The sequence below is a fragment of the Pseudomonas sp. CP4 genome, assembly GCF_047758505.1.
Taxonomy (GTDB): Bacteria; Pseudomonadota; Gammaproteobacteria; order Pseudomonadales; family Pseudomonadaceae; genus Aquipseudomonas; species Aquipseudomonas fluorescens_AO.
In genome coordinates this window covers 2,757,031-2,783,973 of the sequence record NZ_CP180489.1, presented here as the reverse complement: position 1 = coordinate 2,783,973, position 26,943 = coordinate 2,757,031, and the positions used below count along the sequence as shown (strand labels likewise).

Sequence of the window (26,943 nt, the reverse complement as noted above, 5' to 3'; positions counted from 1 at the left end):
CCGGATCAGAACCACTCCTCGCGCATCCCCAGACACGTATCATCCCGCGCCTCCAGCAAGTCCAGCTCATGCTGGCATCCCGGCACTTCCCATGTCAGGAAATACCGCGCCGCCTGCAACTTGCCCTGATAGAAGTCGACATCCGCCGAATTGCCTTTGGCCAGGCCTTCCTCGGCGCGGATCGCCTGCTCCAACCAGCGCCAGCCGATCACTGCGTGGCCGAACACTTTCAGGTACAGCGCCGAGTTCGCCAGGCTGCTGTTGACCTTGCCTTGGGCCAGATCGGTGAGCAGGCCGATGGTCACGGTTTGCAGGCGGGCCACGAGTTTTTCCAGCGGTTCGCGCAGCGCAGTCAGCGAGTCGTACTCAGTGGCGCGTTCGCCAGTGTTGGCGATCAATCTGATCAATTGCTTCAGACCGGCGCCGCCGTTTTGTGACAGTTTGCGCCCGAGCAAATCCAGCGACTGAATGCCGTGGGTGCCTTCGTGGATTGGATTCAGGCGGTTGTCGCGGTAGTACTGCTCTACCGGGTATTCGCGAGTGTAGCCGTGGCCGCCAAGAATCTGGATCGCCAGTTCATTGGCCTTCAGGCAGAACTCCGAAGGCCAGGATTTGACGATCGGCGTCAGCAGGTCCAGCAGCTCATGTGCCTGTTTACGCTCGGCTTCGGTTTCCAGCGTAGTGGTGTCATCGAACAGCCGCGCGGCATACAGGCCGAGGTCAAATGCGCCTTCGACGTAGGATTTCTGCGTCAGCAGCATGCGTCTGACGTCCGCGTGCTGAATGATCGCCACCGGCGCCGTGCTCGGATCCTTGCTGTCGGGCACCCGACCCTGCGGCCGTTCGCGAGCATATTCCAGTGAGTACAAGTAGCCCGCATAACCGAGCATGACTGCGCCCATGCCGACGCCGATCCGCGCCTCGTTCATCATCTGGAACATGTAGCTCAAGCCGTGGTGCGGCTTGCCCACCAGATAGCCGACGCACTCGCCGTTATCGCCGAAGTTCAGCGCCGTCGATGTGGTGCCGCGCCAGCCCATCTTGTGGAACAAGCCGGCGAGCAGCACGTCGTTGCGCTGGCCGAGGCTGCCGTCATCGTTGACCAGAAACTTCGGCACGATAAACAGCGAAATACCTTTCACCCCCGGCGGGGCGTCGGGCAGTTTGGCCAGAACCATGTGCACGATGTTTTCCGACAGCGGGTGATCGCCACCGGAAATGAAAATCTTGTTGCCCTTCAGGCGATAGGTGCCGTCGGATGCAGGCTCGGCGCGGGTGCGGATATCCGACAGTGATGAACCGGCGTGGGGCTCGGTCAGGGCCATGGTGCCGAAGAAGCGTCCGTCGATCATGGGTTGCAGGAAGCGCTGTTTCTGCTCTGCGCTGCCGAAGCTCTCGATCAGGTTGGCCGCGCCCATGGTCAGGAACGGGTACGAGGTCGACGCGGCGTTGGCGGACTGGAAGTGCGCGAAGCAGGCTTGCGACAGCAGGGTCGGCAATTGCATGCCGCCGGCCTCGAAACTGCGCGCGGCGTTGAGGAATCCCGCCTCGAGAAAGGCATCCACCGCTGGTTTCACTTCGGGAATCAGAATGGCCTGGCCATTTTCATAGCGCGGCTCGTTTTCATCGCCTTTGCGGTTGTGCGGGGCGAAATACTTTTCGGCGATGTTGCGCGCGGTGCCGATGGCGGCGTCGAAGGTCTCGCGATTGTGCTCGGCAAAGCGCTCGCGCCGGGTCAGGCCCTCGGCATCGAGGACTTCGTACAGCTCGAAAGCCAGATTGCGGGAACTGAGCAGCGTCTCGGACATGGCGGCCTACCTTAAAGAAAGTATGCCGCAGTCTAGGTAGGCCCATAAAAATGGGGAAGGAAGATAGATAAGGGTGATGGGGCGGCACAAGCCACAAGCTTCAAGCTGCAAGTAAGAGCAGTTTGCTTTTACTTGCAGCTTGTCGCTCGAAGCTTGTAGCTGCTTTTATCCAATCGTCATCAGGCTGGCATTACCCCCCGCCGCAGCGGTGTTGACGCTCAATGCCCGTTCGATCACCAGACGCTCCAGGGCAATGTTGGTCTCGCCCTGGGACAGGCCCTGAACGCCAACGATTGCACCGCCACGCTGGGCGATCTGCTGGCAGACGCCGCGCAACTGGTCAGAGTGGCCGTGATGCAGCACGGCATCGAACACCACTTCGTCTTTGTTCCAGTCGGCAACGCGCTTGATTCGCGCCTGGACTTCCTTCGGCAGACGGGCGAACAACGCCTTGGTCAGCTCGGTTTCCGGCCACACCGCCGAACCGCCCACCGCCAGCACAGCCGCCAGTTGCGTCAGCAGATCACCCTCAACTTCCGCCAGGCACAGTACGTGTTCGCGCGGCAGGATCGCGTAGCTGTTTTTCTCGCCGGTCGGGCCAGCCAGCACGCGGGTGATGCCGCTCTGCGATTGCGCCGCGTATTGCACGCACAGAGTGCTCAGGTCGGCAAACTTGTTGTTGTCGGCCCAGGCTTTCAGCGCGTTCAACGATTGGCTCATGGCATCGCGCAAGCGCACGTCCGGGGCGACGATGGCGTCACCGCGAGCGAAGGATTGTTCGATGGCGTCGGTCGGACGCGTCGACAGCAGGCGATACAGATACAGCGGGCCACCGGCTTTCGGGCCAGTACCCGACAGGCCTTCGCCGCCGAACGGCTGCACGCCGACCACGGCACCAACGATGTTGCGGTTGACGTAGACGTTACCGGCGTTGACGTTGTCGATCACCTTGGCGATGGTCTCGTCGATGCGCGTGTGCACGCCCAGCGTCAGGCCGTAACCGGAGGCGTTGATCTGGCCGATCAGGTTATCCAGCTCTTTGCGCTTGTAGCGCACCACGTGCAGTACCGGGCCGAAGATTTCGCGTTGCAGTTCGTCGAAGCTTTCCAGCTCGATCAGGGTCGGCATGACGAAGGTGCCGCGCTTGATCTCTTCGCTGTCGGCAATCGCCACTTGGTAAACATTGCGACCTTTATCGCGCATGCCCTGGATGTGCTTGTCGATGCCGGCCTTGGCTTCGGCGTCGATCACCGGGCCGATGTCCACGGACAGACGCTCGGGGTTGCCGAGACGGCTTTCGGCCATCGCACCTTTGAGCATTTCGATGACGCGATCGGCGGAATCTTCCTGCAGGCACAGCACGCGCAGTGCCGAGCAGCGCTGACCGGCGCTGTCGAAGGCCGACGACACTACGTCGATCACCACTTGTTCGGTCAGTGCCGAGGAATCGACGATCATCGCGTTCTGGCCACCGGTTTCGGCGATCAGCGGAATCGGACGGCCCTGACTGTCGAGACGGCCAGCGATGTTGCGTTGCAGCAAGCGCGCGACTTCGGTGGAACCGGTGAACATCACGCCTTTGACGCGTTCGTCACCGACCAGACCGGCGCCGACGGTTTCACCACGGCCCGGCAGCAGTTGCAGCACGCCTTCCGGGATGCCGGCTTCGAGCATCAGGCGCACAGCCTGAGCCGCAACCAGCGGAGTCTGCTCAGCCGGTTTGGCCAGTACCGGGTTACCGGCGGCCAATGCCGCAGCGACCTGGCCGCTGAAGATTGCCAGCGGGAAGTTCCACGGGCTGATGCACACCACCGGACCGAGTGGGCGGTGGGCGTCGTTGCTAAAATCGTTGCGCGCCTGCACTGCGTAATAACGCAGGAAGTCGACGGCTTCGCGGACTTCGGCGATGGCGTTGGCGTAGGTCTTGCCGGCTTCACGAGCCAACAGGCCCATCAGCGGCTGGATCTCGCCTTCCATCAAGTCAGCGGCACGTTCCAGAATCGCCGCGCGCTCGGCCGGCGGCGTGGCCTGCCAGATCGGCGCGGCGTTCAGCGCGCATTGAATGGCGTTGTCGACGTCTTCGACGGTAGCTTCTTGAACGTGACCGACCACATCGCGGTGATCGGACGGGTTCAGCACGGCTGCCGGCGTTTCGTTGCTGGAGGCGCAACCGAGCATCGGCGCGGCTTTCCAGTCGTTGTGTGCAGTGGCGAGCAAAGCGCAGGACAGCGAAGCCAGACGATGTTCGTTGGCCATGTCGATGCCGCTGGAGTTGGCGCGCTCGGCACCGTACAGATCACGCGGCAGTGGAATGCGCGGGTGCGGCAGGCCGAAACCGCCTTCCACGGTGGCCATCTGCTCGATCTGCGCAACCGGATCGGCCACCAGTTCCTGAATCGAAATCGACTGGTCGGCGATACGGTTGACGAACGAGGTGTTGGCACCGTTTTCCAGCAGGCGACGCACGAGGTACGCCAGCAGGGTTTCGTGAGTGCCGACCGGGGCGTAAACGCGGCACGGACGGTTCAGCTTGCCCTCGGAAACCTTGCCGACAACCTGCTCGTAGAGCGGTTCGCCCATGCCGTGCAGGCACTGGAATTCGTACTGGCCCGGGTAATAGTTCTGACCGGCAATGTGGTAAATCGCCGACAGGGTGTGGGCGTTGTGCGTAGCGAACTGGGGGTAGATGACTTCCGGCACCGACAGCAGTTTGCGTGCGCAAGCAATGTAGGAAACGTCGGTGTACACCTTGCGGGTGTAGACCGGATAGCCTTCCAGACCCTCGACCTGGGCGCGTTTGATTTCGCTGTCCCAGTACGCGCCTTTCACCAGGCGGATCATCAGGCGATGGCGGCTGCGGCGGGCCAGATCGATCACGTAGTCGATCACGTACGGGCAACGCTTCTGGTAAGCCTGGATGACGAAACCGATGCCGTTCCAGCCAGTCAGCTGCGGCTCGAAGCACAGACGCTCGAGCAGATCCAGCGACAGCTCAAGGCGGTCGGCTTCTTCGGCGTCGATGTTCAGACCGATGTCGTATTGCTTGGCCAGCAGGGTCAGCGACAGCAGGCGCGGGTACAGCTCGTCCATCACCCGCTCGTACTGCGCGCGGCTGTAACGCGGGTGCAGGGCCGAGAGCTTGATGGAAATGCCCGGGCCTTCATAAATCCCACGGCCGTGGGAGGCTTTGCCGATCGAGTGGATCGCTTGTTCGTACGAGGCCAGGTATTTCTGCGCGTCAACTTCGGTGAGTGCCGCTTCACCGAGCATGTCGTAGGAATAACGGAAGCCCTTGGCTTCGAACTTGCTCGCATTGGCCAGCGCTTCGGCGATGGTTTCGCCGGTCACGAACTGTTCGCCCATCAGGCGCATGGCCATGTCGACGCCCTTGCGGATCATCGGCTCGCCGCTCTTGCCGATGATGCGGCTCAGCGACGAGGTCAGGCCGGCTTCGTTGTGGGTGGAGACGAGTTTGCCAGTCAGCAGCAGGCCCCAGGTCGCAGCGTTGACGAACAGCGACGGGCTGTTGCCCAAGTGCGGATGCCAGTTGCCGGTGCTGATCTTGTCACGGATCAGCGCATCGCGGGTGCCTTTGTCCGGGATGCGCAGCAGCGCTTCGGCCAGGCACATCAGCGCCACGCCTTCCTGGGACGAGAGGGAGAATTCCTGCAACAGACCTTGAACAATACCGGCACGACCGCCGGCACTTTTCTGGTTACGCAGTTTTTCGGCGATGGTCGCGGCGAGTTTGTTGGTGGCTTCAGCCATCGGGGCCGGCAGGCGCGCCTGCTCGATCAGCATCGGCACCACTTCCGGCTCAGGGCGGCGGTAGGCGGCGGTGATCGAAGCACGCAGAACCGATTGCGGCAGGATGCTTTCAGCGAATTCGAGGAAGCATTGGTGAGCGTGATCGGTCTGCACTTCGCCTGCGTCATCGGCGTCTTTGGCGGTCAAACCGTTCAACTCGGTCAGGGTTGCACCACCCTCGAGTTTTTCCAGGTAATTGAAAATTGCCTGCTTGATCAGCCAGTGCGGCGTGCGATCAATCGAGGTTGCGGCAGCCTTCAGGCGCTCGCGGGTCGGGTCATCGAGTTTGACCCCAAGGGTGGTGGTAGCCATATTTTTATCCTCATGGTTGCCACAGTTGCGTGGCATCAGCTGGCCGCAAGATTAGCCGTGCGTTGAATGAGGTGCAACCGGGTGCAACCCTTTTTTTGCCGGAATAATACGCAGCTCGTCAGGAAATATTTTCTGGTACGAAAGTGCTGCTCCTGCTTGGTGCTTTTGCTTCTAGCAAAGAGCCATGACTGCGACAAAAGGGAGCAAAAACGGGGCGATCGTCGATTAATCCGGCTGGGTGCAACTAATTCTCGCGAAACTGGTTGCACCTTATTTGCTTTGTTGCATAGCATTCGCCGCCAAGGTGCAACCGGGAATAACCCGGTGCATCGGCTGATGGCTTTCCTGGGGAAACATCAGTCTTAAATGCGCGGGATCCCGGATCGTCTGCCAAACGTCGTCGTTTGCGAGCGGTTCACCACCGCCGCTACATAAAAACAAAGCCAGGGCGTAACTCAATGAGCGTAAGCAATCCAACCCTGATCACGTTCGTGATCTACATCGCAGCAATGGTGCTGATCGGCTTGATGGCCTATCGCTCCACCAACAACCTTTCCGATTATATTCTCGGTGGTCGCAGCCTCGGCAGCGTCGTCACCGCGCTGTCTGCCGGTGCCTCCGACATGAGCGGCTGGTTGCTGATGGGCCTGCCGGGCGCCATCTACATGTCCGGTCTGTCCGAAAGCTGGATCGCCATCGGCCTGATCGTCGGTGCCTACCTGAACTGGCTGTTTGTCGCCGGCCGTCTGCGTGTGCAGACCGAGCACAACGGCGATGCCCTGACTCTGCCGGATTACTTTTCCAGCCGTTTCGAAGATAAAAGCGGCTTGCTGCGGATCATCTCGGCGATCGTGATTCTGGTGTTCTTTACCATCTACTGCGCTTCCGGCATCGTCGCCGGTGCCCGTCTGTTCGAAAGCACGTTCGGCATGACCTACGAAACGGCGCTGTGGGCCGGTGCTGCGGCGACGATTGCCTACACCTTCATCGGCGGTTTCCTCGCGGTGAGCTGGACCGACACCGTACAAGCCACGCTGATGATCTTCGCGCTGATCCTTACGCCGATCATCGTCCTGCTGGCCACAGGCGGCGTTGACACCACGTTCCTCGCCATCGAAGCGCAAGATCCAAGCAACTTCGACATGCTCAAAGGCACCACCTTCATCGGCATCATCTCGCTGATGGGTTGGGGTCTGGGCTACTTCGGTCAGCCGCACATCCTCGCGCGTTTCATGGCGGCGGATTCGGTGAAGTCGATTGCCAAGGCACGTCGCATTTCCATGGCCTGGATGATCCTGTGCCTGGGCGGCACCGTTGCGGTGGGCTTCTTCGGTATCGCTTACTTCTCGGCGCACCCGGAAGTGGCCGGTCCTGTGACCGAGAACCCGGAGCGCGTGTTCATCGAACTGGCGAAAATTCTCTTCAACCCATGGGTTGCCGGTGTACTGCTGTCGGCCATTCTGGCTGCGGTAATGAGCACCCTGAGCTGCCAGTTGCTGGTGTGCTCGAGCGCCCTGACCGAAGACTTCTATAAAGCTTTCCTGCGCAAGTCCGCTTCGCAACTGGAGCTGGTCTGGGTCGGTCGTGCCATGGTGCTGCTGGTAGCCCTGATCGCTATCGCGCTGGCTGCCAACCCGGAAAACCGCGTACTGGGCCTGGTGTCCTACGCCTGGGCCGGTTTCGGTGCTGCGTTCGGTCCTGTCGTGCTGATCTCGGTAGTCTGGAAAGACATGACCCGCAACGGCGCACTGGCCGGTATTCTAGTCGGCGCAATCACCGTGGTGGCCTGGAAGCACTGGGAAGTAATGGGGCTGTACGAAATCATCCCTGGCTTCATCTTCGCCAGCCTGGCCATCTACATCGTCAGCAAGCTCGGCGCGCCGACTGCTGGCATGGTGCAGCGCTTCGAAGCGGCGGAAAAAGATTTCCACCTGAACAAGTGATGAACTGAGCTTCGGCTCACATAAAAACGGCCCGTTTCCTACAGGAGGCGGGCCGTTTTTTATTGCCTGTGATTCTTCAATAACACTGGAGAACCCTGTGGGAGCTGGCTTGCCAGCGATGACGGTGTGTCAGTCAGCGATAAGTTGAATGTGCCGACCTCATCGCTGGCAAGCCAGCTCCCACAGGGACACTGACCGGCTTGAAGGAATGTCTGTAGGCAAAGTGCTAATTTCTAAAGGTCCTTTCAGCAAACCACGTAGGGCAAATCTGAATTCCCCGTCACCTGCCCATCACCCCTTGCCCCTCATGCAGAATCGCCCGCCCTCACACTGCAGAGAGACATCGGATGTTCGCGCCTGCCAATCAACCGCGTTTCACGTTGACCCTCGAAGGCGCCCAGCATGACCTCAAAGTTCTTGAGTTCACGGGCAGGGAAGCCATCAGCCAGCCATTTCGCTTCGAACTGGAACTGGTCAGCGAGCGGCCGGACCTGGATCTGGAAAGCCTGCTGCATGGTCAGGCGTTTCTGAGTTTCGAGGCTCAGGGTTGCGGTATTCATGGTCAGATTTATCAGGTCGGACAGGGAGACTCCGGGAAACGCCTGACACGCTATCACCTCAGCTTCGTCCCGCGTCTGACGTATCTCGGGCATCGCATCAACCAGCGGATTTTCCAGCATCAGAGCGTGCCGCAAATCGTCACTCAGGTTCTCAAGGACCATTCGATCCTGCGCGATGCCTTTGAATTTCGCCTGGGCAGCGAATACCCGCAGCGCGAGTACTGTGTGCAATACGCCGAAAGCGATCTGGCCTTTATCCAGCGTCTGTGTGCCGAAGTCGGCATTCATTACCACTTTCAACACAGCCCCGAAGGCCATCTGCTGGTGTTCGGCGACGACCAGACCGTGTTCCCCAGGCTGCCCGAGCCGACGCTTTATCTGCCGGGCAGCGGCATGTCCGCTGGCGCGCCGGCGATTCAACGTTTCAATGTGCGCGTGGAAACCCGCACCAGCGTCGTCACCCGGCGCGACTACAACTTCGAAAAACCACGCCTGTCTCTGGAAAGTCGCAGTGACGGCGAGCAGCGTCCGGTGCTGGAGGACTATCACTTCCCCGGCCAATTCAGTGATCGCGAAACCGGCAAACAGCTGACTCGGCGAACGCTGGAACGGCACGTTGCCGATTACCGTCAGGCCGAGGGCAGCAGCGACGAGTCTTCACTGGTCTGCGGGCATTTCCTGCAACTCACCGAGCATCCACGCAGCGACTGGAATGATCTGTGGTTGCTCACCACCGTCGAACATCGCGGGCGCCAGCCGCAAGTGCTGGAAGAGTCGGTGACCAGCGATGGCGAATCCTTCCAGGGCTACCGCAATACTTTCGTGGCCACGCCGTGGGACGTGATCTTCCGTCCGGCGCTGGCGCCGGAAAAGCCGCGCATGTCCGGTTACCAGCCCGCCGTGGTCACCGGACCGAAAGACCTGGAGGTCCATTGCGATGAATTTGGCCGGGTCAAAGTGCAACTGGCCTGGGACCGCGATGGCGAATTGAACGAGCACTCCAGTTGCTGGCTGCGCGTCGCGACCGGTTGGGCTCACGATCACTACGGCAGCGTATTGATTCCGCGAGTCGGCATGGAAGTGCTGGTCGGCTTCATTGATGGCGATGCCGACAAGCCGCTGGTCATGGGATGCCTGCCAAATGCGGCGACTCCGGTGCCGCTGGACCTGCCGGCGGACAAGACCCGCAGCATCTTCCGCAGCCAGAGCAGCCCTGGCGGTGGCGGTTATAACGAACTGCGCATCGAGGATAAAAAGGGTGCCGAGGAAATCTACCTGCGTGCCCAGCGCAACTGGACCCAGCATGTGCTCAACGACCAGCAGTTGCAGGTCGACAACCAGCGCAGTGTGGTGGTCACCGGCACCGCCCGCCATGAACTGAAGGCCGACGAACAGCGCATCACCCACGGCCAGCGTCAGACCGAAGTGAGGCAGGATGATCATTTGTCCGTGCTCGGCGATCGACAGGTTCGGGTGAACAGTCAAGCCACCAGCGCCTCGGCGCAAATCCATATCAGCGCAGGCCAGCAAGTGGTCATCGATGGCGGCGCGAGCGCGACGATTCAGGCCGGCGGACAGTGGATCAACATCGGCCCCGGCGGAATTTTCAGCAGCGTGCCGATTGTTGTTGGCGGCGCGCCGATGGCGGCGATGAGCGCGGCGCCGGTGGTGCCGGGTTTGGCGAAGAAACTGGCCGCTGCGCCGGCGGCGATTCTCACGGCCGCACAGATCATGAGTTTCAAAGGTGACGCGCCGTTCTGCGAAGAGTGTGAGCGTTGTAAGGATGGTGTTTGTGCAGCCTGAAGCGTTAACCCCCGAAGATTGGCTGGCGCGTCAGCCGCTGCTGGCGTCAGAACAACTGTTTTCAGTTTTCAGCCGCGCCAGCGACGCCGATGCGTTCAAAGCCTGGCAGGGCACAGCGAGTCCAGTGTGGGCCGAGACCATTTATGCCGAGTGGGATGCGGTGATGCCCTATGTGGGAATTGTCGCTGCGGACAGTGAGTTTTTACGTTGGGTGGCGGAAACAGAATCCCGGGATTGGGGATGGTTGGCGGTGTCTTCGGCAGATCTGGAAGTGCTGGTCGAACATTTCCGTAGTCTGACTCAAGTGCTGATGCCGGACGGTAAAGGGGTGTTTTTCCGCTTTTGGGACGGTCGTTTTCTGCTGCCTCTTTTGCAGTCTGGCGAGGTCAATCCCGCGCAATTGCTGCCGGTCGTTTCGCGAGCCTTGATGAATGGGCAAGCCATTGACGTCGGGGGGCGTGCGCTGGTTTCGGGGCGGGTCTTCCCGTGGTGGAGCGTGCCGCAATCGCTGTTGGCGCAGACTGATGCGAGCGTACGCATCGCCAATGTTCTGCAGTGGCTGAGCGAGGAGCAGCCGGCCGTGTTCGAGGCGTTTCCCGAGACGGTCCTGCGCTGCAAGGTCGGGCAGTTTTTCAAATTATCGATGTCGGAAGATTCGTCACGATCGGCGCTTCTGGAGTTTTTACTGGCAGAGGCAGAATGAAATTTCGGGGCAAACGCTTCGGACGTTTCCTTCGAATTGCGGCGGTTTTCATGAACTGGTGCGTGGTGGGTTGCAGGGATAGTCTTTTCGTTGTCACTGCGAGAGCGGTGGCAGGGTGAAGGATCCCCGCATTCATGACGTTACAGTTCGTTGGCTTTTTGCGGCACTTGGTTCAAGTCCGTAAGATCGTTCGCGGCGGCTGTGCGTGGGGCACGCTTCGGCGTGGCCGAGGTCCATGATTGCTCGGTTCCTACTCCTGCGCACAGCTGCCACCCTAACCCGTAGGAAGGTGTGATGGCGGCTCACGTTTATCAATCATGGGACCCGGAAAATGACCAATATGCATACTGATCCACCCTACGAAAAAATCACGCCTCACCCCGACAACCGCTTCATGGCCCTCACCGGCAATTGCAGCGACATGCCCAGCCTGTTCATCGACACCCACGTGCCCCTCGACATCCTCATGGACGCCGCCAACCATCGCATCCGCGCCGTGGTCCAGGTTCTGGAAAACATGTGCATGCGCGGCTCGATCGAATGCGACTCTGTGATCCTCAGCGACTTCGCCCTGCTGTGCGCCATCCCATTGCGTGACGGCTGTGACGTGCTCGATGTCATCGGCAAGCGCCTGCGCAGCTTGCCCGCCTGAAGATCAGAAGATCGCAGCCTTCGGCAGAGTGAGCGCCCATCCCGTGTAGGAGCCGCCGAAGGCTGCGATCTTTTGATGTTGATTGAAATCAGGGGGTCAGTCAGAGATGTAGGCATCTTGAGTTTTGATAAAGCGGCTGAACGCTTCGGAGTTGTAGATCTTCAGGCACGCAAGGAACACCACTTTTTCATTTGAGTGTTTGCTGCGTGAAGGTGTCTGCTGGTAAGCCGCCGATATGTAGCTCAGTGTTTCTTTATAGGGATCGTGCAGCACTTGCAGCGTGTCTTCATTTTGCAGGATGGAATGTAGGCCGTTGCCCATGAATGAATAGGCATTGGCGGACAGCGCAATGTCTTTTTCCAGCGCTGAGCGTTCGTTGAATGGCTTCAGAATGCAGTGGCTCAGCCCGTAGTTCTTTAGTGTCTGGCGTGCCTGTTCAATGTGAGTTTCGTCGGCAAGGGCGAGGTATGGACTTAGAAGGCTGAGTGAACAGATGATGAGATATCGCATGAGTTTTTGACTTCCTGTCGTTCATGGTCAGCCAGTTTAACGGCATAAAAGCAAAGCCCCCCACGCTAGCCCTCTCCCAGAGGGAGAGGGGACTGACCGAGTTGTCTGGGTGATGTACGCCGACCTGCGACTTCAGTGGTGAACTTCGCTTGGCCAAGCCTGGATGGTGGAGTTCTTTCTGGGAACTGGTCGTGTGACGACTTGCGACTTGGGCGCTTATCTACGCTTGGCCAAGCCTGATATCACGTCGATCATTCAGGTCGATGTAACTCGCAAGATCGCCACCGTAAGTCCCCTCTCCCTCCGGGAGAGGGTTAGGGTGAGGGAAAGGCTTTTGTCCACTCGGCTGTGAACCCCTGACTTGCCGCCCGGTAAAAGGTAAACTTTGCGGCCCTCGCAGGAGCAGCCATGAATTATCGTCACGCCTTCCATGCCGGCAATCACGCCGATGTGTTCAAACACCTGACCTTGACCCGCCTCATCGCCCTGATGTCGCGCAAGGAGCAGCCGTTTGCCTATCTCGACAGCCACGCGGGCATTGGTCTGTATGACTTGCAGGGCGATCAGGCCAATCGCACCGGCGAGTACCTGGAAGGCATTGCGCGGTTGTGGGATCAGCCGGACCTGCCGGCGCTGACTGCCGACTATATGAAGGTGCTGCACGAGATGAACCCGGATGGCCAGTTGCGCTATTACCCGGGTTCGCCGGAGCTGGCGCGGCGCCTGACGCGGCCGCAGGATCGGGTGATGCTCAACGAGAAGCACCCCGAAGATGGCGTGTTGCTCAAGGACAACATGGCCGGCGATCGTCGGGTAAAAGTGCATCTGGGCGAGGGCTGGCACGTGGCACGGGCGATGTTGCCGGTGCAGGAAAAGCGGGCGGTGATGCTGATCGATCCGCCGTTCGAGCAACTGGACGAGATGCAGCGTTGTGCGGCGTCGATGAAAGAAGCCATCGGCCGCATGCGCCAGACCGTGGCTGCGATCTGGTATCCGGTGAAGGATCAGCGTGCACTGCGGCGTTTTTATCAGGACCTGGCAGGCACGGGTGCACCGAAGTTGCTGCGTGTGGAGCTGCTGGTGCATCCGCTGGACACGCCGAACAGCCTGAACGGTTCCGGGCTGGCGATCGCCAATCCGCCGTGGGGGCTGGAGGAAGAGTTGCGTGAGTTGCTGCCGTGGTTGTCGAGGAAACTGGGGCAGACCCAGGGTGGCTGGCAGATGGATTGGTTAATAGCGGAATGAAGCTACAAGCTACAAGCTACAAGCTACAAGCTGAAGCGAAAACAGCGCTTGCAGCTTGAAGCTTGCCGCTAGCAGCTTTTAGCTCGGCATGCACACGCCGGTGCCGCCAATCCCGCAGTAACCTTCAGGGTTCTTCGCCAGATACTGCTGGTGATAAGCCTCGGCAAAGTACACGGTCGGGGCCTGGTCGATCTCGGTGCTGATTTCACCCAGACCGGCCTTGGCCAGTTCCGCCTGATATACGTCTTTGCTTTTCAGCGCCGCATCCAGTTGCTCCGGGGTGGTCGCGTAGATCACCGAGCGGTACTGGGTGCCGATGTCGTTGCCCTGACGCATGCCCTGAGTCGGGTTGTGCAGTTCCCAGAACATCGCCAGCAGTTCTTCGTAACTGACTTGGGCCTTGTCATACACCACCAATACCACTTCGGCGTGGCCGGTCAGGCCCGAGCAGACTTCTTCGTACGTCGGGTTCGGCGTGAAGCCGCCGGCGTAACCGACGACTGTGCTGACCACGCCTTCGCGCTGCCAGAAACGTCGTTCCGCGCCCCAGAAGCAACCCAGCCCGAAGATTGCAAAGTCGACGTCCTGAAAGAATGGACCGAGCAGCGGGGTGTCTTCGAAGACGAAGTGTTTTTCCGGCAGAGTCATCGGGGTTTCGCGGCCGGGCAGGGCTTGTTCTTTGGTTGGAAGCACGTTTTTGTTCACCAGAATTTCCGAGCGCAGAACCATGAGCGTTCCTCTCAGTCAGGTTGGAGGTAAAAAGTCAGACCGCCAGTGTGCCGAATGATGCCGGAATTCGCACTATCAAAACTGTGGGAGCGAGCCTGCTCGCGAAAGCGGGGTGTCAGGCGACGAAGATGTCGATGGTTTTATCGCCTTCGCGAGCAGGCTCGCTCCCACAAGGGATCTTCATAGAGGCAGGCTTTAGAGGCACAGCGGCCCACGCGGGTAGCGCTTGAGGGCTTTAATCAACTCGTCACCGGGAATCGGTCGGTCGAACAGATAACCCTGGCCGACGTCGCAACGATGCCGGCGCAGGAACGCCAGTTGCTCGGCGGTTTCGATGCCTTCGGCGACGACCTTGAGTTTCAGGTTGTGGGCCATGGCGATCACGGCGGAGGTGATTTCCATGTCGTCCTGGTTGTCCGGAATTTCATGGATGAAGCTGCGATCGATCTTGATGATGTCGATCGGGAATTTCTTCAGATAGCTCAGCGACGAGTATCCGGTGCCGAAGTCATCCATGGCCAGGGTCAGGCCCAGGCGCTTGAGCTGGTCGAGCTGCAAGTGGGTGTCTTCGGTGGCTTCCAGCAGCAGGCCTTCGGTCAGCTCCAGTTCGAGCAGACTCGCCGGCAGCGCTTCTTCCCTGAGGATGTTGGCGATCGAGGCGACCAGATCCGGATCGGAGAACTGTTTCGGCGACAGATTGATCGCCACTTGCAGATTGCCCAGGCCGGCGGCGGTCAAGGATTTGCTCATGCGGCAGGCCTGACGGGCGATCCATTTGCCGATCGGAATGATCAGGCCGGTTTCCTCGGCGACGCTGATGAACTGGTCCGGGCGGATCATGCCGCGTTCCGGATGGTTCCAGCGCAACAGCGCTTCCATACCCAGCAGGCGCCCACTGCGCAGGCACAGTTTCGGCTGGTAGAACACGTCCAGCTCGTTCTGGGTCAGGGCGCGGCGCAGGTTGTTCTCGACGAACAGTTTGTAGCTGGCTTCGGCGTTCAGCGCTTCAGTGAACACCTGCAACTGATGTTTACCGTTGGCCTTGGCCTTGTGCAGCGCCAGACCGGCGTTGCGCATCAGTGTCTGCGGATCGCGCCCGTGCAGCGGCGCGCAGGCGAGGCCGACGGAGCCGGTGACGCTGATCAGCTGATTGTCGACGAACATCGGCTTGTCGAGGGTCATGAGCAACTGACTGGCGATCTGCTGCCCGGCTTCAAGATCGGTGTCGTCGAGCAATACGGCAAATTCGTTACTGGCAAAACGCGCCAGGCTCCCACTCGGGCTGAGGCTGTTGCGCAGGCGCCGGGCGAGGCTGATCAACAGTTTGTCGCCGGTCTGGTGACCGAGGCTGTCGTTGATCCGCTTGAAGTTGTCGATATCGACCAGCAACAGGCTGATCGGCGCATCGCTGTCGCGGGCAAAACGCTCATCGAGATTGCGGATGAATGCCGGACGATTGCCGAGGTTGGTCAGGTTGTCGGTATAGGCCAGGCGCTCGATACGCTGCTGCGCGAGTTTGGTCTGGGTGATGTCTTCGTAGATGCCGATGTAATGCGTCAGCTCACGGTTGTCGCCATAGACCTTGGAAATCGACAACTGCCCCCAGTAGGGTTCAAGGTTTTTCCGGCGGCTCTTGAATTCACCCTGCCAGCTGTTGCTCTGGGCCAGCGCCGAGGGCGCGTCGAACAGCAGCTCGCTGAGGTTTTCCAGCGCCGGCAACTCCGACAGGCGCTGGCCGTGGACTTCCTCGGTGGTGTACTGGGTGATCGCGGTGAAGCTCGGGTTGACGTACTCGACAACGCCGTCGCAGTTGACCAGCAAAAAGGCGTTGGCGCTTTGCTCGACCGCGCGCTGAAACAGGTGCAGGGCGCTGGTGGCAGTGCGGCGGTTGTGGTTGTTGATCACTTGCGCGAACTGGTCGGCCAGCTCGCCGGCAAAGGCAATTTCGTCGGACTGCCAGGCGCGGGTCGCGCCGGTCTGTTCCAGACACAACACGCCGACCACTTGCCCGTCGACGCGAATGCTGGCGTCGAGCATGGCGTTAACGTCACGCGGACGCATCGCCTCGGCCATCTCGCGGGTGCGCGGGTCGTGCATGGCGTTGTGGGCATCGATGGCGCGGCTGCTGTGCAGCGCCTCCATGTAATCGGGGAAGCCGCTGATATCGATCGGCTCCGGCAGCAGGTATTCCTGGGTCGCACGATGGTAGGCGGAGATCGGCAGCAAGCGCTGGCCTTCGAGGTTCCACAGGCTGGCGCAGTCGATCTCGTAAATGTCGCAGGCGCAGCGGGTGATCAGCTCGGCGGCTTCCTGCAGCGAATTGTGGGTGCTGTAGCGCTGGCGTGCGAGCAGCAGAATCAGATCCTGCTGGGCGCGTACGCGTTCCAGATGCTGCAGTTGTTCCTGCTGGGCACGCTGGTTCAGCTCAAGGGCGATTTGCAGGCGCGAGTTCTGGGTTTCCAGATCCACCGAAGGCAGCGCCTGGGTTTCGTCGAACACCTCGTCGACGGCCAGCAGGTAGCCGCGCAGCAAATGCCGGTTGTGCTGTTTGTAGGCTTCACCCAGCTCGAGGATGTTCAACGCGCCGGCGGCGGTGTGCAGGGTGTAGCGCACCACGTAATGCGCGCTTTTGCTCAACTGCTGCTGGATCGCGTCATGCAGTTGGTAGCGCGCTTCGGGCTCCATCAGGCTGGCGTAGGGCGAGCCGACCAGGGCGCAGAGCTCGACGGCCGGCTGGCCGAACTGGCGTTCGCAGTTGGGATCGAGGAACAGCATCGCCCAACTGGCTTCATTCAAGCGCTCGAAACGCAGCATGCCGAGCCGCGAGGGCACAGGCAACTGCGTCACTACCTCGGCCGCCATACGGCTGGCGGCATCGGGTTGGCTCTTCATGAAGGGAACTCGCTTGGAAATATGCTGAATGCGCCGGGCTCTCGCCCTCTTGTCTGTTGGCTGCGGCAAGGTTGCATCATTGCGGCACCGACTGACAAGAGAGATGAAGGCCAAGTGCTATAAGAATATGTCGGCTGCAGTGAACATTTCTCCAGTGCATGACTGAAATGAACAAAAGATCACAGCTTCACGCCGCCCCAACAGGGTAATGCGCCTGGTGTAGGAGCTGCCGAAGGCTGCGATCTTTTGCTGTTTCAACGCAATTTCATTCTGATCGACTGCAGCTTCTTGCCATCGCGGTCATGGTAGTTGACCCATATCTGATCAGCCTCAACGACCACATGCGCAAAATTGTCCTGACTCACCACGGCACCGGTCAGCTCGTGCCGATAATCCCCGGCTGCCGTGCGCACCAGCGGTTGATCGAGGATAAACGTCGAGGCTTTGGCATACGGCAACAGTTTGCTGTTGTGCAGCGGTGACGACACGATGGTGTGCACTTCGAAATCGGTGTCTTCGCTGTGAGTCAAGCGACTGGTCAGCGAGCCATGGACATCGCCTGAGACGAACACCACGTTTTTGATCCGATGGGTACGAATGGTTTCCAGCAGGCGCAGACGCTGTTCGGGAAAAGCTTTCCAGGCATCGTCACCGTGAAGCTTGCGGTCGGGATAAAACATCACGCTGGTCACCACGAATTTCACCCGTGCCGGAGTGTGAATCAGCCATTCAAGCAGCGCTTGTTCCTGTTCGACGTCGAGAATGCGCCGATCGTCTTTCGACAGGTTGCGCTGGGTGCGACTGTCGGTAACGAACCAAGCGATATCGCTGTCGCCGAACTGATACCAGTAATGCTTCAAGCTGTCCCGGTCTATCTGGCCCTTGCCGTTACATGCATAAACCGGGCTGTGGCTGGCTTGATAAAGTTCATAAGCGGCCATGGCATTGCGATACAAGTCCTTGTCCGCATCTTTGGCATTGGCGGGCCAGTTATCTTCGATTTCATGATCGTCAAGCATCATGTAAGTAGATGTATTGGACATCAGTCGTTGAATATTCGGTTGCGAAAATGCCGTTCGATATTTCTTCAGAATGTCTTTGGCTTCGCGATCCGGTGCAATGATATTCAAGTCATCTACATAAACCTGGTCGCCGGTCATGATTACCGCACTGACCGGTAGATGACTGTTTTCGATCAGTTGATTGATCGAGCCAAAGATGCGGTCGCCCAGTTGCGGCAGGGAAGCGATGCCTGCGGTGATCCGCAGATAACGGCACGAACCGACGATAAAGCTGCGGGGCTGGTTGCCCTGCGCAGTTCGGGTGCGAAAGCGGTAGAGCTGACGCGGCCATTGCAATGGAAACTCGACCACCGTGTCGATGGTATGCACCGGGTTCATCGGACTTAGGCAACCGGCTTGATATTCGTATTCACAATCGGCATCGAGATCGTGCAATACGAGCACACCCGACATGTCATTAGCCGGATTCAAAAGTGCAAATACGCTGTTGGACCATTTTTCCGCACCGGCCTTGCGAGCGCGGACTCCTGCAAACACTCTTTTTCTGTCCTGCTGTTCGCCGCGAATGAAAATGCGTACTTCGTTAGTTGTGGTGTGGCCCACAATAGGGCCGATAGTCGGTTTGAACATGATCGATTCCGTTCGAGATTTTAATAAGATGAATTAAATAAGCGGAGCGCATTGAAGCAACTTTCCTGAGCAGAGGTTAGTTGGCCGGCGGCGGAAAATATTGGCGTTAAGTGGACCAGGCCTGTGGCCGATGTCAGCGCAGGTTGTAGGAAAGAGGCGCGATCCGGTTTATTTCAGGCAAAAAAAAGCCCCGTCAATTGACGGGGTTGAGGTACGAGCGTGTGGCGCTCGAAAGGGTGCAGCAAACAGCCCTCCGTTGCCGGAGGGCCGTTTGGGTTACAGCAGGATGGTGCGGATGTCGCCCAACAGGCTGCCCAGACGCTGGGTAAAGCGTGCAGCTGCAGCGCCGTTGATCACACGGTGATCGTAGGACAGCGACAGTGGAAGCATCAGCTTCGGCTGGAAGGCTTTGCCGTCCCAGACTGGCTGGATGGTTGCCTTGGAAACACCGAGGATCGCCACTTCCGGCGCGTTGACGATTGGCGTGAAGCCGGTGCCGCCAATATGACCGAGGCTGGAAATGGTGAAGCAGGCGCCTTGCATCTCGTCCGAGGACAGCTTCTTGGTGCGGGCCTTTTCAGCCAGCGAAGCCGCTTCGGCCGCCAGTTGCAGCAGGCTCTTCTGGTCGACGTTCTTGATCACCGGCACGAGCAGGCCATCCGGAGTGTCGACGGCGAAGCCGATGTTCACGTATTTCTTGCGGATGATCGCCTTGCCGCTTGGCGCCAGCGAACTGTTGAAGTCCGGCAGCTCCTTGAGCAGGTGCGCGCAGGTCTTGAGCAGCAGCGGCAGGATGGTCAGCTTGACGCCAGCCTTCTCGGCCACGGCTTTTTGCGCTACACGGAAGGCTTCCAGCTCGGTGATGTCCGCCGAGTCGAATTGCGTCACGTGTGGCACGTTCAGCCAGCTGCGGTGCAGGTTGGCCGCGCCGACTTGCATCAGGCGGGTCATCGGCACTTCTTCGATTTCGCCGAAACGGCTGAAATCGACCACCGGGATCGGCGGGATGCCCGCGCCACCGGTAGCGCCGCCAGCAGCGGCCGGTGCTTCCTTGGCCTTCTGCATCATCGCCTTGACGTAAACCTGCACGTCCTCCTTGAGGATGCGACCATGCGGACCGCTGGCGCCAACGGCGCTCAGCTCGACGCCGAACTCACGAGCCAGTTGACGCACGGCAGGGCCGGCGTGAACCTTCGCGCCCGGCTTGGCCGGTGCGGCGGCTGGAGCGGCGGCAGGTGTAGCGGCAGCGGCAGCCGGAGCAGCAGCGGCAGGTGCCGGCGCGCTGGGTGCAGCCGGGGCAGCAGCAGGTGCCGCGCCTTTGACTTTGAGCTTGAGAATCAGGTCGCCGGTGCCGACTTCGTCATCCAGCTTGATCGAAACGCTTTCGACCACGCCAGCGGCAGGCGATGGAATCTCCATGCTGGCCTTGTCGGATTCCAGAGTGATCAGCGACTGGTCGGCTTCGACGGTGTCGCCGGCCTTGACCAGCACTTCGATGATCTTCGCCTTGCCGGCCGAGCCGATGTCCGGGACGTGGATGTCCTGAACGCTGTCAGCGGCCGGTGCGGCCGGAGCAGCAGCCGGGGCTGGCGCAGCGGCAGCAGCAGGCGCAGCAGCCTGAGCCGGAGCGGCGGCAGCCGGGGCCGCAGCACCCGCCACTTCCAGGTCCAGAATCAGGTCGCCAGTGCCGACTTCGTCGTTGAGCTTGACGCTGATGGCCTTGACCACGCCAGCGGCAGGCGACGGGATTTCCATGCTCGCCTTGTCGGATTCCAGGGTGATCAGCGATTGATCAGCTTCGACGCTGTCGCCGACCTTGACCTGAATCTCGATGATCTGTGCCTTGCCCGACGAACCGATGTCCGGCACGTGCACTTGCTGTACCGAAGCGGCAGCAGGAGCAGCGGCAGGCGCGGCAGCAGCAGGTGCCGCAGCCGGTTTCTCTTCGGCTTTCGCAGCAGGTGCGGCGGCCGGCGCAGGGGCCGCTTCAGCGGCGCCCTCGACTTCCAGTTCGAGCAGTTCGTCGCCTTCTTTCAGACGGTCGCCCAGCTTCACTTTCAGGCTCTTGATGACGCCGGCTTTCGGGGCCGGCACTTCCATGCTGGCCTTGTCCGATTCCAGAGTCAGGATGCTCTGGTCGGCTTCGATGCGGTCGCCGACCTTCACAAACAGTTCAATTACTTCACCTTCACCGCTGCCGATGTCAGGTACGCGAATGAGTTCGCTCACAAAATGTCTCCTCAGCAGTCCAGTGGGTTGCGTTTTTCCGGGTCGATGCCGAACTTGGCGATGGCTTCAGCCACAACCTTAGGTTCGATATCACCACGGTCAGCCAGTGCTTCCAGGGCTGCCAACACCACGAAATGACGGTCGACTTCGAAGAAATGACGCAGTTTCTTGCGGCTGTCGCTGCGGCCGAAACCGTCGGTGCCCAGGACTTTGAATTCCTTGGACGGTACCCACTGACGGATCTGCTCGGCGAACAGCTTCATGTAGTCGGTAGAGGCAATGACCGGACCTTTACGGCCGTTCAGGCACTCTTCGACGTAGCTCAGCTGAGGCTTCTGGCCAGGCTTGAGACGGTTGCTGCGTTCTACGGCCAGGCCGTCGCGACGCAGTTCGTTGAAGCTGGTAACGCTCCACACGTCAGCGCCGATGTTGAACTCTTCACGCAGGATCTTCGCCGCTTCACGCACTTCGCGCAGGATGGTACCGGAGCCCATCAGCTGAACGTGGTGCGCCGCATCGCGAGTGTCTTCCTCGAGCAGGTACATGCCTTTCTTGATGCCTTCTTCGGCACCGGCCGGCATGGCTGGCTGCTGGTACGACTCGTTCATCACGGTGATGTAGTAGAAGATGTCCTGTTGCTCTTCGGTCATCTTCTTCATGCCGTCCTGAATGATCACCGCCAGCTCGTAGCCGTAGGTCGGATCGTAGGTGCGGCAGTTCGGGATGGTCGCGGCCAGCAGGTGGCTGTGACCGTCTTCGTGCTGCAGACCTTCACCGTTCAGGGTGGTACGGCCGGCGGTGCCGCCGATCAGGAAACCACGGGTACGGCTGTCGCCAGCGGCCCAGGCCAGGTCGCCGATACGCTGGAAGCCGAACATCGAGTAGAAGATGTAGAACGGCAGCATCGGCTGGTTGTGGCTGGAGTACGAAGTACCGGCAGCGATGAACGAGCTCATGGCGCCTGCTTCGTTGATGCCTTCTTCAAGGATCTGACCTTTCTGGTCTTCCTTGTAGAACATCACCTGGTCTTTATCGACTGGCTCGTAGAGCTGGCCGACGGAGGAGTAGATACCCAGCTGACGGAACATGCCTTCCATACCGAAGGTACGGGCTTCGTCCGGGATGATCGGGACGATGCGCGGACCGATTTCCTTGTCCTTGACCAGTTGCGCGAGGATCCGCACGAAGGCCATGGTGGTGGAAATTTCACGGTCGCCCGAGCCGTCGAGGATGGCTTTGAGGGTGTCCAGATCCGGAGTCGGTACGCTGAAGCTCTGCGCACGGCGTTGTGGCACGAAGCCGCCCAATGCAGCGCGACGCTCGGCCAGGTAGCGGCCTTCGGCACTGTTCGGCTCTGGCTTGAAGAACGGCAGGTTCTCCAGCTCTTCGTCCTTGACCGGGATATCGAAGCGATCGCGGAACAGCTTCAGGCTCTCGACGTCGACCTTCTTGGTGTTGTGCGCGGTGTTCTTCGCTTCGCCGGCACCGGTGCCATAACCCTTGATGGTCTTGGCGAGGATGACGGTCGGTTGTTCCTTGTGGTTGACCGCTTCGTGGTACGCCGCGTAGACCTTGTACGGGTCGTGGCCGCCACGGTTGAGTTTCCAGATCTCGTCGTCGGACAGATCGGCAACCATTGCCTTGAGTTCAGGCGTGTTGAAGAAGTGCTCGCGAACGAACGCGCCGTCTTTGGCTTTGTAGTTCTGGTATTCGCCGTCGATGACTTCGTCCATGCGACGCTGCAGGATGCCGTCGACGTCCTTGGCCAGCAGTGGGTCCCAGAAACGGCCCCAGATGACTTTGGTCACGTTCCACTGTGCACCGCGGAACACGCCTTCGAGTTCCTGGATGATCTTGCCGTTGCCGCGAACCGGGCCGTCGAGGCGCTGCAGGTTGCAGTTGATGACGAAGATCAGGTTGTCCAGCTTCTCGCGGCCGGCCAGGGAGATCGCGCCCAGGGATTCCGGCTCGTCGCACTCGCCGTCGCCCAGGAAGCACCAGACTTTCTGTTTGCCCGGCTGGATGAAGCCACGGTGCTCCAGGTACTTCATGAAACGCGCCTGGTAGATCGCCTGGATCGGACCCAGACCCATCGATACGGTCGGGAACTGCCAGAAATCAGGCATCAGCCAAGGGTGCGGATAGGACGACAGGCCTTGACCATCGACTTCCTGACGGAAGTTGTTCATCTGGTCTTCGGTGATGCGGCCTTCCATGAATGCACGGGCGTAAACGCCTGGCGAGGTGTGGCCCTGGAAGTAGATCAGGTCGCCGCCGTGTTCGTCGGTCGGGGCCTGGAAGAAATAGTTGAAGCCGATGTCATACAGGGTCGCACTGGAAGCGAAGCTGGAGATGTGACCACCCAGGTCCGAATCTCGCAGGTTCGTGCGCATTACCATGGCCATCGCGTTCCAGCGTACCAGCGAGCGAATGCGGCGTTCCATGAACAGGTCGCCAGGCATGCGTGCTTCGTGGGTAACGGGGATCGTGTTGCGGTAAGGCGTGGTGATCGCGTAAGGGAGCTGCGAGCCGCTGCGGGTCGCGAGTTCGCCCATACGGGTCATCAGATAGTGAGCACGGTCTTCGCCTTCTTTGTCGAGAACCGATTCCAGGGCGTCCAGCCATTCCTGGGTTTCGACGGGATCGAGGTCTTGCATGGCTTGCTCCAGGGCGGAAAGGCTTCCAGAATCGGTTGCCTGAGTTTGCGACTGGCCTTGTGGGCAGACGATTTAAAATTCTTGGATTGCCGACAGGTTGTTCCGGCGGCGTGTAGTTTTACTACAAATCTTCCGGCATTTCAGCCTTTCGAATGTATAGACGAGTAGTAAAACTACAGATGAAAGGCTTGTGGCCTCCGACTGCGTTGTGAGAATAATCGTTAAGGCGGGTCGATTTCCATCCGAATAAGGTGAAAGTTTGATGCTGGATGCCAAAGAAGAACAAATTTCAGCTATTTCTAACTTTTGTTCGACAGTCCTTCACGTAGCGGGTTTTCATCATTCACTACAAGCGGCCCTTTATACGCCGATCAAGGATAGACCATGACCCTGCCCGTGCTTGCCGAACTGCCCGCCATTCTCCTGCCGTTGGTCAGCCGATCCGAGCAGTCGTTCCGTACGTCCGTCGCCGCCCTTGAAGACGATCACGGCCTGTCGAGCTGGACGCCGGAGCGCTGGGCGCAATTCGCCCGCGTCAGCGCTGCCAGCGAATTTGTCATTGAACAGAGCATTCGTGACCCTTTGATGTTGCTGGCACTGGTGGCGTCCGGCGAACTCGATCGGCCCTTTGCGCCCGGCGAGTTGCGCGCACAGATCGCCGCCGCCGTAAACAGCGCGCAGAGCGAAGACGAACTCGGCCGCGCCTTGCGTCGCCAACGCGCGCGCCATCAGGTGCGGATCATCTGGCGCGACCTGACACGCCAGGCCGATCTGGTGCAGACCTGCCGCGACCTCTCGGACATGGCGGACGCCACCATCGATCAGGCTTATCAATGGCTGTACAGTCGTCATTGTGAGCAATTCGGCACGCCGACCGGTCGGCGCAGTGGTGAGCCGCAGCAGATGGTCATCCTCGGCATGGGCAAGCTCGGCGCGGTCGAGCTGAATCTGTCTTCCGACATCGACCTGATCTTCGCCTACCCCGAAGGCGGCGAAACCGTCGGCGTGAAACGCTCGCTGGATAACCAGGAATTCTTCATCCGTCTCGGCCAGCGTCTGATCAAGGCGCTGGATCCCATGACGGTCGACGGCTTCGTCTTCCGCGTCGACATGCGCCTGCGCCCATACGGATCGTCCGGTGCGCTGGTGCTGAGCTTCAATGCGCTGGAGCAGTATTACCAGGATCAGGGCCGCGACTGGGAACGCTACGCGATGATCAAGGCGCGGGTGGTGGCTGGCGATCAGGTGGCCGGCGCGCAGTTGCTCGACATGCTGCGACCGTTCGTTTATAGGCGCTATCTGGACTTCTCGGCGATCGAAGCGCTGCGCACCATGAAGCAGTTGATCCAGCAGGAAGTGCGGCGCAAGGGCATGGCCGACAACATCAAGCTCGGTTCCGGCGGCATTCGTGAGGTCGAGTTCATCGCTCAGGCCTTTCAACTGATCCATGGTGGCCGCGACCTGAGCCTGCAACAGCGTCCTCTATTAAAGGTGCTGAGCACGCTGGAAGGGCAAGGCTATCTGCCGCCGGCGGTGGTCAGCGAATTGCGCGAGGGTTACGAGTTTCTGCGTTACACCGAACACGCGATTCAGGCGATCGCTGACCGTCAGACGCAAATGCTGCCGGACAATGCTCAGGATCAGGCGCGCATCGCTTTCATGCTGGGTTTCGCCGATTGGCCCGCCTTCCATGAACAACTGATGTACTGGCGTGGGCGTGTGGCCTGGCATTTCGCCCAAGTGATCGCTGATCCCGACGAAGAAGAGGGCGGCGAAAGCGAAGTGGTGGTCGGTGGTGAATGGCTGCCGCTGTGGGAGGAAGAACAGGACGAAGAGGCCGCGTGCCGGCAGTTGCAGGAAGGCGGTTTTGTCGATGCCGGCAAAGCGCTGAAAGCGCTGGCCGGTTTGCGCGGCAGTCCGCAATTGCGCGCGATGCAGCGACTGGGACGCGAGCGTCTCGATGCGTTTATTCCACGACTGCTCGCGCAAGCGGTGGAGCATGCCAATCCCGATTTGGTGCTTGAGCGCGTGCTGCCACTGGTGGAAGCGGTGGCGCGGCGTTCGGCGTATCTGGTGTTGCTCACGGAAAACCCCGGCGCGCTGCGCCGCCTGTTGACCCTGTGTGCGGCGAGCCCGTGGATTGCCGAACAGATCACGCGCTTCCCGCTGCTGCTCGACGAATTGCTCAACGAGGGCCGGCTGTTCAAGCCGCCGCTGGCGCCGGAACTGGCGGCCGAGTTGCGCGAACGGCTGACGCGAATTCCCGAGGACGACCTCGAGCAACAAATGGAAGCCTTGCGCCATTTCAAGCTGGCGCACCGCTTGCGCGTCGCCGCCTCGGAAATCGCCGGCAGCCTGCCGTTGATGAAGGTCAGCGATTACCTGACCTGGCTGGCCGAGGCGATTCTCGAACAAGTGCTGGCCCTGGCCTGGCGGCAGACCGTGGCCAAGTACGGCACGCCGCTGCGCACCGACGGCACGCTGTGCGATCCCGGCTTCATCATTGTCGGTTATGGCAAAGTCGGCGGTATCGAACTGGGGCATGGTTCCGATCTGGACCTGGTGTTCATCCATGACGGCGATCCGCAGGCGGAAACCGATGGGCCGAAATCCATCGACGGCGCGCAGTTCTTCACGCGTCTGGGGCAGCGGATCATTCACCTGCTCACGGCGCAGACCAACTCCGGCCAGCTCTATGAAGTGGATATGCGCCTGCGTCCGTCCGGCGCTTCCGGGCTGCTGGTGAGTTCTCTCGGCGCGTTCGCTCGCTATCAGGAAAATGAAGCCTGGACGTGGGAGCATCAGGCTTTGGTGCGCGCGCGGGTGCTGGTGGGCAGCCAGGATGTTGGCCAGGCCTTCGAGAAAGTCCGCGCGCAGGTGCTGGGCAAGCCTCGGGATTTGGTCAAACTGCAGCAGGAAGTCAGCGAGATGCGTGCCAAGATGCGCGACAACCTCGGCACCCGCAGCACCGCGGCCGGCACGGCGGCGAATGCGTTCGACGCGGGCGTGCCGTTCGATCTCAAGCAGGACGCCGGAGGTATCGTCGATATTGAATTTATGGTGCAATACGCGGCCCTGGCGTGGTCACACAGCCATCCGCCACTGCTGCGCTGGACCGATAACATCCGCATTCTGGAAGAGCTGGAGCACGAAGGGCTGATGCCCGCCGAAGATGCCAGTCTGTTGCGCGAGGCCTACAAGGCCTACCGCTCCGCCGCCCACCGGCAGGCCTTGCAGAAGGACGCCGGGGTGATAGCCGGGGATCAGTTTGTCGAAGAGCGGCAACAGGTGTTGCGGATCTGGAAAGAGTTGGGGCTAAGCTGAACCACAGATGTATGGCCGGATGCAAAACCCTGTAGGAGTGAGCCTGCTCGCGATAGCGGAGTGACAGTCGACAGTCATGTTGAAGGAAATGACCCATCGCCAGCAGCGCCGCTTCCA

At 60.1% G+C, this 26,943-nt stretch carries 14 protein-coding genes; 6 read left to right on the top strand and 8 right to left on the bottom strand.

The window, feature by feature from the left end; genetic code table 11:
• Positions 1-5: 5 nt before the first annotated feature.
• The gene (locus ACMYUN_RS12310) at positions 6-1,808 is read right to left on the bottom strand and encodes an acyl-CoA dehydrogenase (RefSeq protein WP_415763846.1); all 1,803 of its coding nucleotides are present in this window, start codon (positions 1,806-1,808) and stop codon (positions 6-8) included.
• Between the two features lie 165 nt (positions 1,809-1,973).
• A complete protein-coding gene (gene putA, locus ACMYUN_RS12305) occupies positions 1,974-5,927 on the bottom strand; it encodes a trifunctional transcriptional regulator/proline dehydrogenase/L-glutamate gamma-semialdehyde dehydrogenase (RefSeq protein ID WP_415763845.1) in 3,954 nt (1,317 codons plus the stop codon).
• A gap of 458 nt (positions 5,928-6,385) precedes the next feature.
• Here putA and putP point away from each other — a divergent pair, with 458 nt between their 5' ends.
• From putP to ACMYUN_RS12285, 4 genes are all read left to right on the top strand, one after another.
• A complete protein-coding gene (putP, locus tag ACMYUN_RS12300; protein WP_415763844.1) occupies positions 6,386-7,870 on the top strand; it encodes a sodium/proline symporter PutP in 1,485 nt (494 codons plus the stop codon).
• 347 nt (positions 7,871-8,217) lie between these two features.
• Complete coding sequence (gene tssI / locus ACMYUN_RS12295) at positions 8,218-10,233, top strand: type VI secretion system tip protein TssI/VgrG (protein WP_415763843.1); 2,016 nt, start codon at positions 8,218-8,220, stop codon at positions 10,231-10,233.
• Entirely contained in the window at positions 10,223-10,936 is a 714-nt protein-coding gene (locus tag ACMYUN_RS12290) for a DUF4123 domain-containing protein (protein ID WP_415763842.1), read from the top strand. Before tssI ends, ACMYUN_RS12290 begins: the two co-directional genes overlap by 11 nt.
• A gap of 331 nt (positions 10,937-11,267) precedes the next feature.
• Positions 11,268-11,588: a hypothetical protein gene (locus ACMYUN_RS12285; RefSeq protein ID WP_415763841.1), complete on the top strand. Its 321-nt coding sequence runs from the start codon at positions 11,268-11,270 to the stop codon at positions 11,586-11,588.
• A gap of 96 nt (positions 11,589-11,684) precedes the next feature.
• On the opposite strand, the gene ACMYUN_RS12280 is transcribed toward ACMYUN_RS12285, so the two are convergent.
• The gene (locus ACMYUN_RS12280) at positions 11,685-12,098 is read right to left on the bottom strand and encodes a hypothetical protein (protein WP_415763840.1); all 414 of its coding nucleotides are present in this window, start codon (positions 12,096-12,098) and stop codon (positions 11,685-11,687) included.
• A 408-nt stretch (positions 12,099-12,506) separates the two neighbouring features.
• Here ACMYUN_RS12280 and ACMYUN_RS12275 point away from each other — a divergent pair, with 408 nt between their 5' ends.
• Complete coding sequence (locus ACMYUN_RS12275) at positions 12,507-13,343, top strand: 23S rRNA (adenine(2030)-N(6))-methyltransferase RlmJ (RefSeq protein ID WP_415763839.1); 837 nt, start codon at positions 12,507-12,509, stop codon at positions 13,341-13,343.
• 78 nt (positions 13,344-13,421) lie between these two features.
• On the opposite strand, the gene msrA is transcribed toward ACMYUN_RS12275, so the two are convergent.
• From msrA to aceE, 5 genes are all read right to left on the bottom strand, one after another.
• Positions 13,422-14,072, bottom strand: coding sequence for a peptide-methionine (S)-S-oxide reductase MsrA (gene msrA / locus ACMYUN_RS12270; RefSeq protein ID WP_129998224.1), 651 nt, complete (start codon positions 14,070-14,072; stop codon positions 13,422-13,424).
• Between the two features lie 195 nt (positions 14,073-14,267).
• Positions 14,268-16,964, bottom strand: a complete 2,697-nt coding sequence (locus ACMYUN_RS12265) for a putative bifunctional diguanylate cyclase/phosphodiesterase (protein ID WP_415763838.1) — start codon at positions 16,962-16,964, stop codon at positions 14,268-14,270.
• 254 nt (positions 16,965-17,218) lie between these two features.
• Positions 17,219-18,616 carry an alkaline phosphatase D family protein gene (locus ACMYUN_RS12260; RefSeq protein ID WP_415763837.1) on the bottom strand — a complete coding sequence of 466 codons (1,398 nt, stop codon included), beginning with the start codon at positions 18,614-18,616 and terminating at the stop codon, positions 17,219-17,221.
• 276 nt (positions 18,617-18,892) lie between these two features.
• The gene (gene aceF / locus ACMYUN_RS12255) at positions 18,893-20,845 is read right to left on the bottom strand and encodes a dihydrolipoyllysine-residue acetyltransferase (RefSeq protein WP_415763836.1); all 1,953 of its coding nucleotides are present in this window, start codon (positions 20,843-20,845) and stop codon (positions 18,893-18,895) included.
• A gap of 11 nt (positions 20,846-20,856) precedes the next feature.
• Positions 20,857-23,502: a pyruvate dehydrogenase (acetyl-transferring), homodimeric type gene (gene aceE, locus ACMYUN_RS12250; protein WP_415763835.1), complete on the bottom strand. Its 2,646-nt coding sequence runs from the start codon at positions 23,500-23,502 to the stop codon at positions 20,857-20,859.
• A gap of 384 nt (positions 23,503-23,886) precedes the next feature.
• Here aceE and glnE point away from each other — a divergent pair, with 384 nt between their 5' ends.
• A complete protein-coding gene (glnE, locus tag ACMYUN_RS12245; RefSeq protein ID WP_415763834.1) occupies positions 23,887-26,826 on the top strand; it encodes a bifunctional [glutamate--ammonia ligase]-adenylyl-L-tyrosine phosphorylase/[glutamate--ammonia-ligase] adenylyltransferase in 2,940 nt (979 codons plus the stop codon).
• Positions 26,827-26,943: the final 117 nt, after the last annotated feature.